Below are 12456 nucleotides of genomic sequence, written 5' to 3'. Positions count from 1 at the left end.
ACTTTTTAAGCCATAACGATGTACGGCTCTGTCAAACGCCTACAAAACTCCAGGCAATGTTTACCTCTCGACATAACTTTCCCCTTTCTACGTAACCGGGCATTCAATCCTCCGCCTCTTTAATAATGCGCAAAGTCTCCCGTTTATACTCCCCACGATTATACTCCTCACCCCTACACATACAGCAACTACACGGAGTACCCGTAGTTTTGTAAACCTGCGCCCACTTCTCCCCAGCCAGTTCGAACCAGTGAGGATGTTCATAACAACTGCCGTCTTCACGAATAATGCAACTCCCATAAGCAGCATAAAGAAGCATGCGAGCCTTGAATAACCGATTCTGTTGTTTACGTCTCCAAAGTTTGTTTCTTTTGTCCATCGTCTCTTTGTTTTAAAGTTAGTATGAACAATGAGACGATTTGCTTGAGATTCAGTATATCCATAATTATCTGATTTTGATATAGAATGCGTACAAAAGGTATGCCAAACTACCTGATATACCGCTACCTTATACAGCAAACTCATAAAGTAAGCCTTCATCGCTGCTACGCAAGAAACAAGAGACAAAGGAAACATTATGGCGATAAACTCAAACCCGTAAAGCCCTATAAGCTTACCTGCGGAAGAAATATTGTACAACAAAGATTGCCAGCCAGCCCGACGAGCCTCCCATAAATGATAACTACATGACTAAGCCGATTCATCATTAACCGTGTTCCGTCTTTATCATAATTCATAATACCATTGCCATGTGGAAGAAACTGTACTGGAACTACGACTATAACCTACACAGCAGAATGGCTTTACATGTAACGCACAAACATAATCCCTAATCCGACCTCTAACCCGCCACTCTCCCCCTTCCGCCGACAATGCAAAAGTACATCCCCCTAACCGCTTACATAAAAAATCAATCGCTCCCCTACCTGTTTCTGTTCTATTTTACCTACTTTTGTAACCGGATTTTCGACAAAAGAACATCTAACAAAAGAACATTTAACAAAAAACATCCGGCAAAAGAACACAAGACAAAAGAACATAAGAAGATAAGAAGAAAAGAACACAAAGAAGAAAAGAAGAAATACAGTGCGGGACGTTCAGGATACTCCGCAAATAACGCTAAATTGAATTTCCTGCACCTTCACCCCCGTTTACCAAACGGCTGCCCACACCGACTAAAGTAAACCGATTAAAGAAAAAGAGACTGATAACAACTATGATAAATCGAACATAGCGGAAAAGAACGACACCCTAACCGGCGACTAATACCTTGCAACACCCCTATTAACGTAAGGATAACCGGAAATAACGCACCGCAGATTAAAAACATAAAAGAACAACCATATGGCAATCATCGAGATAACCACCCTCTCCCACTCCGGAGTAGAAATATTCAGTACCCTCACCGAAGCCCAGCTACGCAACCGCCTCGAACCGGTCAAAGGCATCTTCATTGCAGAAAGCCCCAAAGTAATCTCCGTAGCCTTAGATGCAGGCTACGAACCCCTTGCACTCTTGTGCGAGCAGAAACACATCACGGGCGATGCCGCTCCCCTTATCGAACGCTGCGGAGACATCCCGGTCTATACCGGTAAAAGAGAACTGCTCGCCACACTCACCGGATACACCCTTACCCGCGGCGTTCTTTGCGCCATGCGGCGTCCCCGGCTGCGCAGCCTCGAAGACATCTGCCGGACAGCCCGCCGCATCGTGGTAGTGGACGGCGTAGTAGACACCACCAATATCGGAGCGATTTTCCGCTCGGCCGCCGCACTCGGCATAGACGCCGTGCTGCTCACACCCACCTCCTGCGACCCACTCAACCGCCGTGCGGTAAGAGTATCCATGGGGTCAGTGTTCCTCGTACCGTGGACATGGCTGGAAGCTCCCCTTAGCAGGCTCAACGAACTGGGGTTCCGTACGGCAGCTATGGCACTTACCGACAACTCTATCCCTATCGACAGCCCCGTGCTGGCAACCGAACCCAAGCTGGCTATCATAATGGGAACCGAAGGAGACGGACTGCCGCACGAAACGATTGCCGAAGCCAACTATGTTGTCCGCATACCCATGTCACACGGAGTCGATTCGCTCAACGTAGCCGCCGCAGCCGCCATTGCCTGCTGGCAACTCCGCGCGCCGGATACCGGCAACTAACACCCTCCGGCAGAAAAGACAGCGGACTGCTTACCGCCTCCCCTCTACCGCCACCTTAATCACCCCGTACAGCCTGTTCTCGAAAATCCGGTAAGCCTCCTCAATCTCGTTCAAGGAAAACCGGTGCGTGATAAGCGGAGTAGTATCTATCCTCCCCTGCTCAATCAGGCGGAGTATCTCCGCACAGTCGCAGCCGTCCACCCCACCCGTTTTAAAAGTCAGGTTCTTTCCATACATATCGGGCAGAGGAAGCAGTTGCGGCTTGTCATAAAGAGCTACGACCGTAACCGTTGCATTGGGACGGGCACACTCCCATGCCAAGCGGAAAGTATCTTCGGCTCCGGCTACCTCCAACACCACATCGGCGCCGCCGTGGTCGCTGTTACGAAGCACGAACTCCTTACAGTTTTCCGGCTCCGTCACCAGCACGCCGGGATAATGCTCGCGGACGAACCGTATCCTCTCAGCAGACTTTTCACAGACGATAATCCGCTTAGGCCGTTTCAGCATCACACATAGCAAAGTACAAATTCCGGTAGGCCCGGCTCCGATAACGAGAACCGTATCCTCCTCCGAAATCTCCGAGATACGGGTTGCCCAGAAACCCGTAGCCAGAATATCGCCCACAAAAAGCGCCTGCTCATCGCTCACCGTATCGGGAATGCGGTTCAGCCCCCGGTCGGCATAAGGAACCCTGACATACTCCGCCTGACCGCCGTCTATACGGCATCCCAAAGCCCAGCCACCGTTTGCATCAGTACAGTTGTTCACATATCCGTGGCGGCAGAAAAAGCACTCGCCGCAGAAAGTCTCCACATTCACAGTTACCCTATCGCCCGGCACGACGGAAGTCACTCCACTCCCCACCTGCTCCACGACACCCACCATTTCGTGCCCCACCGTTATTCCGGGAACGGCACGCGGCACACTGCCGTGCTTGATGTGCAGGTCACTGGTACAAATACTGCCGAGCGTTATCCGCACAATGGCATCGCGCGCATCCTGTAATACGGGCTCCGGCTTTTCCAACAATTCGAACTTCCCGCGTTCGACGTATGTATATGCAAGCATAATCTTCCTCCTTTACTGTCAGTTTCTATTTTGCTGCGAATATAATCATTACATTCCTGACAAAAGAACCGTAACCGGAAAAAGTTCGGCTCACTTACGTTACACCCGGCATCCCATGCAGGCAAACCCGCAGCAGACGGCTCCCGCTCCGGAACAAGCCGCCGCCCAGCACAAACGGCACACACAAACAGCACACACCTCGTCATCCGTATTCCATACCGGAGAAACAAGAAAGCCTCGTAACCGCCTCGAGCCTCAACCGCCAGCCCCTACAACCGGACAGAAAAAAAGGATAGGACAGAAAGTACAGTACGATACAGTATAGGACAGAAAAGAAGAAAAGGAAAGAAGAAGGCAAAGGAAGGAAGGAAGAAAGAAAGGAAGAGAAGAACGAAACGAGAGAAAAGCAAGAAAACCGGGAAACTTTTCACTATTTCCTTTCCCCTCCCCGGAAAAAGACCTTACCTTTGCCCGATACATCCTAATATCGATAAACATGAAACATTCCACAGAAAAGCCGCTGGCGCCTTACAGTTTCCCACGCTGTTTCAACGCCCCATGCCCGAAAGCCGAAACCTGCCTGCACCGCCTTGCCGCCGTACGCGACACTACCGAATACCCGTCTATCCCCACTATCAACCCGTTGTGCATCCCCCAGGACAACAACCTATGCCCCTACTTCCAGTCGGTACAAAAAGTACATGTGGCATGGGGAATCAGCCACCTGCTCGACAACGTTCCCTACAAACACCTGCACACACTGAAAAACCAGCTCATCTCCTACTTCGGCCGGGGCAAATACTACCGTTTCTACCGCGAAGAATCCTACCTTTCTCCCGAAGACCAAGCATACATCCGTAAAGCATTCCGTCAACACAACATAGGCGAAGAACCCGTTTTTGACACTTATAGCGATGAATATAACTGGTGGTAAAAGCGATTCCGCTCCCTATCCCGTAAAACCAAATAACCAGAACTCACCACAGATTACCACAAATTCACACAGGCTTAAATTAAATCATTGATTATCAATAAACACAATCCGTAGTAATCCTGCGCAGCCTGCGGTGAAAAAGAGTTTCGACGCCTCTCAACAGTGCAGAGTACGGCAGCAAATACGCACGCCCGTTTCATCGAGATAACGAGATAACGCATTAGTTCACAGCAGTGAACAGTTTGTTCCAATACACCAAAACACTTTGTTTTATATATAGTGAACACTTTGTTCCAACGCACAAAAACACTTTGTTTCACCATATAAGAACATTTTGTTCCACCACATAAAAACACTTTGTTTCACCACATAAAAACACTCCGTTCCACCACATAAAAACACTCTGTTTCACCACATAAAAACACTCTGTTTCACCATAGGAAAACAAAATGTTCGCGTGCTATAAAACAAAATGTTCGCACTGGCGAAACAAAGTGTTCCAACCTGCCGAACAAAGTGTTCCGCATAGGAAAACACTCTGTTTCATACGTCGGAACAAGCGGGCAGCAACATGCAAACCGCCACCCCGCCGTATGCCAATGAAGGATACACCAGGAGAAAAAAGCAAAAAAGCAGCATATAAACCGTCCGGATGACAAGGATAAAATATCTTTTTTTATCTTTGCGAAACAAACATGCGCCGGCAGTAAACAGCGGGACATCTTTGTAGAAACACTTTTAAAAACATCCGACCTCCATGGGCAAGACAGTAACCACATACCTAATAGACGGCGACCCGAAAGGAACCCAATACGCATTCATCAGCAACAAGATTTGCCAGATGTTCGTAGTGCCGCGTTCCAACCTCTCCTACCTCAACGAGCAGGAGAAACTGCAAAAGCCCGCCTTCTACATCCTGACCGGCGAAGACGAATCCACCAAGCCGCAAGCTTACATCGGCGAAACGGAAAACTTCAAGGAACGGGTAAAAGACCACGACAATAAGAAATCATTCTGGCAAAAAGCGCTTATCTTCGTATCGAAAGACGCCGACATGACAAAAACAGACGTGCAATACCTCGAATACAAGGCGATAGCAGAAGCGAAGAAAGCAATTAGAATAAAAACAACCCGGAATAAAAACCGAACGATATGAAAAAGTGTCTCACCGGATTTCTGGCATTAGCCCTGCTGTGCAGCGGTTGCGGTACGAGCCGGACGGTATCGGGCGACCCCGATGCGATATTTGCCGGCGCCGCTATCGGCAGCAACATAGGCGGCGCTATCGGCGGACTGATAGGCGATGCGAACCACGGCTGGCGAGGCGGCTACCGGGGCTCTGCTATCGGCACGATTATCGGAACCATTGCCGGAGCCGCTATCGGCAACGCCCTCTCCGCCCCCAAACAAGAAGAATACAGTTACCGGATAGAAAGGACGGAACCCGACATACCTCAACCCGGAACCGCTCCCGCCCCCTCCGCCCTCGACAAGCTGAGGATACGTAACATACGCTTCATAGACGACAGCCGCGACCACATAATCAGCTCCGACGAAAGCAGCAAGGTGGTTTTCGAAATTATGAACGAGGGCGAAGAGACGGTATACAACGTAGTCCCCGTAGTGGCTGAAACCACGGGGGCGAAACGCATCTACATCTCCCCGTCCGTAATGATAGAGCAGATTGCCCCGCGCAACGGGATAAAATACACCGCCAGCATCCACGCAGGCAGCCGGATAAAAACGGGAAACATCACCATACGCGTAGCCGTTGCCGACGGTCACGGACAGCAGTACGACTGGCAGGAATTCTCCCTGCCCACCGAACGATAAAGAACCCCTCAACAGCAATACTTATGGCCGACAACTATCTGGAAAAGCAATACGAACGATACCAGGCACGGAAAGCCGCCTGGGAAAAAGAACGCAAATACGGGAAGAAAAAGAAATCCGTACATCCGCGTCCCTTGCCGCCGCAAGATACGGACGGCACTGAAAAAGACGGTAACAATACTCCCTGCATAACGACCGGCAACGATACCCCGACCGATGACTGACTCCACCCTGCTGCATAGCTTCCGCACACCCGTAGCAGGCATACCGCTGCCGGAGAAGTTCACTTTCCCCTTTTGCTACACGCCTCATCCGCTCTGCGTATCGGCAGCGGAGGAGGTGCAGGACTACCTTGCCCGGCAGGACGGCTGGCAAGAGGAGCTGGCACAAGGCAAGATGTTCGGCGTATTGGTGGTGGAAACGGAAAAGGGCGAGATAGGATACCTGGTAGCCTTTTCCGGCATTCTGGCAGGAAAGAGCGTGCATCCGTTCTTCGTGCCGCCGGTTTACGACCTGCAACAGCCGCAAGGCTTCTTCAAGGCAGAAGAAGAACAGATATCGCATATCAACGCACGCATCGCGCAGTTGGAAACGGATGCGGAATATACGAAGCTGCTCTGCCAGCTAACCGCATTGCAGCAAACCGCCGGGGAAGCATTGAAAGAGGCCAGGCAACAGATGAAAGCCGCCAAGGAGAAACGGGAGGAGCGGAGACGGCAAGCCTCCCTACCCGCCGGTTGCCGGATTACGCCCGAAGAAGAAAACGCCCTGATACGCGAAAGCCAGTTCCAAAAGGCGGAATACAAACGCATGGAACGGGCATGGAAAGCACGGATAGCTCCCCTGCAACAGGCCGTCTCCGCCCATGAAGCCTGCATACAGGCATTGAAAGCCGAACGCAAGGCACGCTCCGCCGCCCTGCAACAAAAACTGTTCGAACAGTTCAGGATGTTGAACTACCGGGGAGAGGTCAAGACCCTCTGCGACATTTTCGGGCAAACAGTACACAAAACCCCGCCCGCAGGAGCCGGCGAGTGCGCCGCCCCCAAGCTGCTGCAACAAGCCTACCTGCACGGGTGGAAGCCCGTAGCCATGGCAGAATTCTGGTGGGGAGCATCACCTAAAACGGAAATACGGCATCACGGGCATTATTATCCCGCCTGCAAAGGCAAGTGCGAACCGATACTGAAACATATGCTGCAAGGGCTCGAGGTAGACGAAAACCCGATATTGAAAGAGTTGCAACGCACCGACAGGAAGCTGGAAACCGTGTACGAGGACGAATACCTGGCAGTAGTCGGCAAACCGGCGGGCATGCTGTCCGTACCCGGCAAGGAAGATGCGGTGTCCGTGTACAGCCTGATGCGCCGACAGTATCCGGATGCGGACAGCCCGCTAATTGTACACCGCCTGGACATGGATACATCGGGGCTGCTGGTTATCGCCAAGACCAAGCAGGTACACCAACACTTGCAGGCACAATTCAAAAACCGCAGTATCCGAAAGCGTTACATAGCGTTGCTCGAAGGCACGGTAGTTCCGGATAAAGGGAGAATCGAGCTACCGCTATGCCCTAACCCGCTCGACCGCCCCCGGCAAATGGTGCATACCGGTTACGGCAAGCCCGCCATAACGGATTTCGAGGTACTGGAACGTAAGGACAACCGTACCCGCATCGCCTTTTATCCCCGTACCGGACGCACGCATCAGCTCAGGGTACACGCCGCTCACCCGCTCGGGTTGCACTGCCCCATTATCGGCGACGGGCTTTACGGAAAGAAAGCCGGCCGCCTGTACCTGCACGCCGAAACGCTGGAGTTTATCCACCCGGTGACCGGAGAGAAGATAAGCATTACCCAAGCGCCGGACTTTTAATCCGACAACCAGTAAACAATGAACAGATAACCAAAACAACCGATATCCGATGACAATCCTCCGCCCTACCCCGCAAGATTACGACGAGCTTATCAACGTATGGGAAGCCTCCGTACGCAGTACCCACCACTTCCTGACGGAAGAGGACATACAGTTCTACAAGCCACTGGTGCGCAACCGGTATTTCCCGGCGGTAGCGCTGTATATCATCCGCAATCCGGAAGGAAAAGCCGCAGCGTTCATGGGACTGGACGACGAGCTTATCGAGATGCTTTTCGTACATCCCGACGAGCAGGGAAAAGGGTATGGAAAGCACCTCATACAATACGCCCTCCACGAAAAGCATATATATAAGGTAGACGTCAACGAGCAGAACGAGCAAGCCTGCGGCTTTTACCTGCATATGGGCTTCCGCCCTGTCGGAAGGGATGAAACCGACCCCGACGGAAGGCCTTTCCCCATACTACACCTGCAATGGGCATCCGCTCCGGACATCACGACGGAGCGCCTGCGGCTCCGCCCTTTTACAGAAAACGACTTGCAGGACTTTTTTGAATGCTGCCGCAACCCGAACTTAGGAAACAATGCGGGCTGGAAGCCGCATAACACTATAGAAGAATCGAAAGAGATGCTTCATACCGTATTTATGAACCGGGAAAACATCTGGGCAATCGCCGACAAAGAGAGTAACCGGGTTATCGGCTCTATCGGCCTGATACCCGACCCCAAACGGGAAAACGCCCAAGCCAGGATGACCGGATACTGGCTGAAAGAAAGCCACTGGGGAAACGGATTAATGACGGAAGCTTTGCAGGCGGTCTTGAACTACGGTTTCGGGACGCTCGGCCTGAGCATCATCACAGCCGATTGCTACCCCTTTAACCTGCGTTCGCGGCATATACTGAAGAAGCTGGGGTTCGTATGCGAAGGCACGCTGCACCAGGCAGAACAAACCTATACCGGTGAGGTTTACGACCACCTGTGTTACTATTTGGATTTAAATTCGTACAAACAAAAACAATAAGTTTATGAGAATACATCACATCGCCGTCTGGACTTTCCGTCTGGAAGAAATGAAAGAGTTCTATGTCCGTTACTTCAAAGGTACGGGCAACGACAAGTACGTCAACCCCAAGAAAGGATTCGAATCCTACTTTATCCGCTTCGACGGGGGAGCCGAACTGGAACTGATGAGCCGTACCGACGTACAGAATACCCCTATCGAAGAAAACAGGTTGGGGCTGACGCACTTCGCGTTTGCCCTCGGCAGCAAGGAGGAAGTACTCGGGCTGACGGAACAATTGCGTAACGCCGGATACGTCATTGCCGGAGAGCCGCGTACCTCGGGAGACGGCTATTTTGAAAGCGTCGTGCTGGACCCCGACGGTAACCGGGTGGAGTGCGTGTTCAAGGCATAGGCAGATTGCCCGGGGCGAACAGCATCCGCCTGGTATCGTAACCCCGTTTCCGGGCTGAGGCAAGCAGTGCATCCAGTACCCGAGGAGGCAAAACGGGTGTGCGGCTCAATATCCACAGATATTTATCGGAGCTGCTGCCCACCAGGGCATAGCCGTAATTCTCCTTATCGAGCTCCAGCACATAATAATCGGAATAGAACCATAGGAAGAAAGCGACTTTCAGCCTGCCGGGTTCTCCGGTATCCGGACAGTAGGCGCGTCCTACGGCATGCTTCTTCACTCCATTCTTATAGCCGGCATTCTCTACCCGTATCCTGCCGTCGGGACGTAGCGTATAAGTGGCCGTTACGCGGGTCATACCGCATTCGAAGGAGTTCTCGTAACGGGCTATCTCGTACCAAAGCCCCGCATAGCGGTCGATGTCCAAAGACGTTACCGTACGGACATCCGGCAACCCCAGCAAGTGTTCCACGGTAGGCACGAAGAAGCCGAAGCCTGCCTCGAGCAGTCGCAGGGGATAAACGTTCTGCCCGCCCAGCCATGCGGAAGCCCTTTCGCCCAGGATACCCCGGAAGGCAACAGACGGAACGGGCAAAACAGCCCAGGCACGGTAGGTCTTCGCCAAAGCGGAGGCAAGCTGTTTCAGCGAAATCCGCTGCGGTGAAACGAGGTTATAAACGCCGGCGGTTTCCTGATGTTCTATAAAAAAGGCGAATGCCCTGCACACGTCCTGCATTGCAATCCACGGAAAGGCTTGTTTGCCCGAACCGGGTACGACCGAGAGCTTCGTATGCTGCACGGGAGCCGCCATTGCCCGTAACGCCCCGCCTTCGGGCGACAGCACGACGCCCAGCCTGGCAATCACCAGCCTGGTGTCGGCAGGACATTCCGCCGTAGCCGCTTCCCAATCGCAGCATAAGGATGCCAGAAAGCCGTCTGCCGCAACCGTATGATACTCGTCGTATTCCGCCCCCGGCGGGTAATAGCCCGTTGCCGAGGCGGAAATCATCGTCTGGGGTTTCCTACCCGCCGATTTCAGTGCAGATACCAGCCGTGAAGTGACTTCTACACGGCTTCGGTATATCTCTTGCTTATACCGCCGAGTCCACCGCCTGCCGATTGGAGCGCCCGCCAGGTTAATCAGGACATCGCACTCCTCCAGCGTATTTACCAACCGTGTAAAGGCATCTTCCCGAAAGAGGCTGCGCGTCAAAGGAATTATCCGGTGTCCCTGCTCTGCCAGATACGCTGCCAAATGTTTCCCGATGAAGCCGGAAACGCCGCTGATTGCAATCTTCATAATCATTGTTTTACCGTTATAACAGCCTGCAACGCTTTTTAGTTCATAGCGCCCGGCAGCGAAAAAGTCATTTTACACAGAAATAAAATCAACACCTTTCGCCGGGCATTGCTCTAAGTTTCCTATGTTTGCGACATAATTCACAAGCTGATTTTAAATTTATTGTAAACCATGAGAATCATCGCATTTTTATTTACCGCATTTATCGGCATGCAAGTGTTCGGGCAGGAGAAATTCCCCGACGGCACGCCTATCCCCGACTGGTTCAGGCAGAACGAAATCGTCAATATCGAAACGCTGGGAAAGAAATATACCATTACCGATTATGGGGTGGTAAACGACAGTACAATCCTGCAAACAGAGAAAATACAGGCAGTAATCGACCGGGCGTCCCAAAATGGCGGCGGTGTAATCGTCGTTCCCAAAGGAACTTTCCTCAGCGGTTCTATCTTCTTCAAGCCCAAGACGCATTTATATCTGGAAGAGGGTGCGGTGCTGAAAGGAAGCGACGACATCAGCAACTTCGCCATTGTCGATACCCGCATCGAGGGTCAAAGTCTGAAATACTTCGCCGCCCTGGTAAATGCCGACAAGGTTAACGGATTTACAATCTCCGGCAAGGGTACGATTAACGGTAACGGACACCGGTACTGGAAATCGTTCTGGCTGCGCCGGAAGGTTATCCCCAAATGCACCAACATGGACGAGCTGCGTCCCCGCCTGCTTTTCATATCCAACAGCAACGATGTGCAGATTTCCGGAGTGCGCCTCATGAACTCTCCGTTCTGGACTACGCATATTTACCGTTGCAACAACGTAAAATTGCTGAACCTCTACATTTTTGCGCCTGCCGCCCCGGTGAAAGCACCGAGCAGCGATGCTATCGACATCGATGTATGCAACAATGTACTGGTGAAGAACTGCTATATGTCCGTAAACGACGATGCCGTAGCTCTTAAGGGCGGCAAAGGACCGTGGGCGGATAAAGACCCCAACAACGGCAGCAACACAAACATCATCATAGAAGATTGCACATACGGTTTCTGCCACAGCGGACTGACGTGCGGCAGCGAATCGATACACAACCGCAACATCATCCTCCGCCGTTGCAAAATCAGCAACGCCACCCGCCTGTTATGGTTGAAGATGCGTCCCGACACTCCGCAGCATTATGAATATATCCTGGTGGAGGATATTACGGGCGATGCCAAGAGCATGCTGCTTATCAAGCCGTGGACTCAGTTCTTCGACCTCAAAGGCCGCAAGGATATTCCGCTCTCACGCGCCAACAACGTGACCTTGCGCAATATCGACTTGAGCTGCGATATATTCTTCAACGTCAGCAAGTCCGACCAGTATGAGTTGACGGACTTCACTTTCGAAAACCTGGATATCAAGGCGAAGAATGCCGAATGCGACAAGGAGATTATATCGAATTTCGAGTGGAAGAATGTTAAGGTGAACCGATAACCGGTTTTTCACTGCCGGATTGCACACGATTCACCACGGATTGCACTGATTAACACAGATTATTTTTCGGATAACCGGTAACGGAAACATCCTAATCTGTGTTAATCAGTGCAATTCGTGGTGAATTTTTATAGGGATATTCAGTAAATGTCCCTAAAAATCAAGATGGCATATGAAGATGATAGAGCATACTCACTTCATATGCCATTTTTATAGTCCTATTCCTGTAATTTCTCACACAATCTTACCCTACAAGACATGACGCTCGGGAAGAAGTCTGAAGACATCTTCTGCCTCTGCCTGTAAAATCATATCATGCCGCTTTCACCGTCCTGTTCCTGATCTTGTCTATCATCAGTACGGCATTTGCCGTATGTATTCCAAAGAAAATCCACAGG

The 12456-nt window shown here is 51.5% G+C and carries 11 protein-coding genes and 1 pseudogene; 9 read left to right on the top strand and 3 right to left on the bottom strand.

The features are described from left to right. Positions 1 to 103 precede the first annotated feature (103 nt). Entirely contained in the window at positions 104 to 379 is a 276-nt protein-coding gene (locus tag C233_RS25070; RefSeq protein ID WP_018667703.1) for a hypothetical protein, read from the bottom strand. Positions 380 to 1344: 965 nt separating this feature from the next. Here C233_RS25070 and C233_RS0111280 point away from each other — a divergent pair. Next, the gene (locus tag C233_RS0111280) at positions 1345 to 2157 is read left to right on the top strand and encodes a TrmH family RNA methyltransferase (protein WP_018667701.1); all 813 of its coding nucleotides are present in this window, start codon (positions 1345 to 1347) and stop codon (positions 2155 to 2157) included. Between the two features lie 30 nt (positions 2158 to 2187). Here the strand turns inward: C233_RS0111280 and C233_RS0111275 are convergent, their stop codons facing one another. Then, a complete protein-coding gene (locus C233_RS0111275; protein ID WP_018667700.1) occupies positions 2188 to 3228 on the bottom strand; it encodes an alcohol dehydrogenase in 1041 nt (346 codons plus the stop codon). Between the two features lie 496 nt (positions 3229 to 3724). On the opposite strand from C233_RS0111275, the gene C233_RS0111265 reads away from it, so the two are divergent. The 7 genes and pseudogenes from C233_RS0111265 (at position 3725) to C233_RS0111235 (ending at position 9288) form a co-directional block, all read left to right on the top strand. Next, positions 3725 to 4162: a DUF6078 family protein gene (locus C233_RS0111265; RefSeq protein WP_018667698.1), complete on the top strand. Its 438-nt coding sequence runs from the start codon at positions 3725 to 3727 to the stop codon at positions 4160 to 4162. A gap of 757 nt (positions 4163 to 4919) precedes the next feature. Next, a pseudogene (locus C233_RS22635) lies at positions 4920 to 5303 on the top strand (GIY-YIG nuclease family protein); the annotation flags it as partial. 11 nt (positions 5304 to 5314) lie between these two features. Continuing rightward, a complete protein-coding gene (locus tag C233_RS0111255) occupies positions 5315 to 5995 on the top strand; it encodes a glycine zipper domain-containing protein (RefSeq protein WP_018667696.1) in 681 nt (226 codons plus the stop codon). Between the two features lie 23 nt (positions 5996 to 6018). Continuing rightward, positions 6019 to 6219 (top strand): hypothetical protein, encoded by a 201-nt coding sequence (locus tag C233_RS0111250; RefSeq protein ID WP_018667695.1) that lies wholly within the window; start codon positions 6019 to 6021, stop codon positions 6217 to 6219. After that, positions 6212 to 7870 (top strand): RluA family pseudouridine synthase, encoded by a 1659-nt coding sequence (locus C233_RS0111245; protein WP_018667694.1) that lies wholly within the window; start codon positions 6212 to 6214, stop codon positions 7868 to 7870. The genes C233_RS0111250 and C233_RS0111245 overlap by 8 nt, the downstream gene beginning before the upstream one ends. Positions 7871 to 7919: 49 nt before the next feature. Beyond that, entirely contained in the window at positions 7920 to 8894 is a 975-nt protein-coding gene (locus C233_RS25165) for a GNAT family N-acetyltransferase (RefSeq protein WP_018667693.1), read from the top strand. Between the two features lie 4 nt (positions 8895 to 8898). After that, positions 8899 to 9288 (top strand): VOC family protein, encoded by a 390-nt coding sequence (locus C233_RS0111235; RefSeq protein ID WP_018667692.1) that lies wholly within the window; start codon positions 8899 to 8901, stop codon positions 9286 to 9288. Here the strand turns inward: C233_RS0111235 and C233_RS0111230 are convergent. Continuing rightward, positions 9278 to 10588, bottom strand: a complete 1311-nt coding sequence (locus C233_RS0111230) for a TIGR01777 family oxidoreductase (protein ID WP_026314838.1) — start codon at positions 10586 to 10588, stop codon at positions 9278 to 9280. The two genes, C233_RS0111235 and C233_RS0111230, sit on opposite strands and share 11 nt — an antisense overlap. A gap of 171 nt (positions 10589 to 10759) precedes the next feature. On the opposite strand from C233_RS0111230, the gene C233_RS0111225 reads away from it, so the two are divergent. Further along, on the top strand, positions 10760 to 12058 hold the full coding sequence (locus C233_RS0111225; RefSeq protein WP_018667690.1) for a rhamnogalacturonidase: 1299 nt from the start codon (positions 10760 to 10762) through the stop codon (positions 12056 to 12058). Positions 12059 to 12456: the final 398 nt, after the last annotated feature.

Origin of the sequence: Bacteroides gallinarum DSM 18171 = JCM 13658, assembly GCF_000374365.1 — a bacterium.
In the GTDB taxonomy this organism is placed as follows: Bacteria; Bacteroidota; Bacteroidia; order Bacteroidales; family Bacteroidaceae; genus Bacteroides; species Bacteroides gallinarum.
The sequence above is the reverse complement of the archived record's forward strand: the minus strand, read 5'-3'. Positions and strand labels throughout refer to the sequence as shown.